This window comes from Mycobacterium sp. VKM Ac-1816D, from assembly GCF_000416385.1.
GTDB lineage: Bacteria > Actinomycetota > Actinomycetes > Mycobacteriales > Mycobacteriaceae > Mycobacterium > Mycobacterium neoaurum_A.
In genome coordinates this window covers 1-218 of record NZ_AOHQ01000045.1, presented here as the reverse complement: position 1 = coordinate 218, position 218 = coordinate 1, and the positions used below count along the sequence as shown (strand labels likewise).

Below are 218 nucleotides of genomic sequence, written 5' to 3'. Positions count from 1 at the left end.
TGGTGGGCGGTGCCGGCGATCCCGGCATCGATCAACGCCAACGCCTCCTCATCGCAGACCAGCTGCGTGCGCCAAGTGATCGCAGCGATCACCTTCGCCGACACCACCCCCTGCGCGAACGCCTCCGCGGTCCTCGGCAGCCGATCACGTAACGCCATCGCGATGCGCATCTGGGCACTGGCAGCGCGCGGGCTGAGAGTGCAGGCCGCACTGATCTC

At 68.3% G+C, this 218-nt stretch carries 1 protein-coding gene; it reads right to left on the bottom strand.

Features of this window, described 5'->3' with window-relative positions:
- Positions 1-218, bottom strand: a 218-nt coding sequence (locus tag G154_RS00005) for a DUF222 domain-containing protein (protein ID WP_036478415.1), incomplete at both ends; no start/stop codon positions are given.